This window comes from Acidithiobacillus concretivorus (assembly GCF_018853445.1).
GTDB lineage: Bacteria > Pseudomonadota > Gammaproteobacteria > Acidithiobacillales > Acidithiobacillaceae > Acidithiobacillus > Acidithiobacillus concretivorus.
Window position 1 is genome coordinate 1 of the sequence record NZ_JABELD010000174.1, and the last position, 288, is coordinate 288.

General features: G+C 50.0%; 1 pseudogene. It reads left to right on the top strand.

Annotated features, from left to right (window positions below):
- Positions 1-105 precede the first annotated feature (105 nt).
- Positions 106-288: pseudogene (locus HJG40_RS14605) on the top strand (hypothetical protein); the annotation flags it as partial.

Here is a 288-nt window from a genome sequence, read left to right on the forward strand (position 1 = left end):
TGTTAAACAGCGTGCAAAAGTTGCCAGAACTGGGTGGAAAACAGCGTGTAAATTGACCACCTGATATCCTGCCGGATTTGTCCGGAGGAAACTGGAGTGATTTGCATGGAAACCATAGCCAAAGTGCGCCGTCTGTATCATCTGGACAAAGAGACGGTCAGTCATATTTCTCGAAAAATGAATTTATCGCGTGCTACGGTGCGCAAGTATCTGGATCATGTCGGAGATGAACCGAAGTACCCCCAGCGGAAATCCCGGCCACGGCCGCAATTGGGAGCTTTTGAGGCG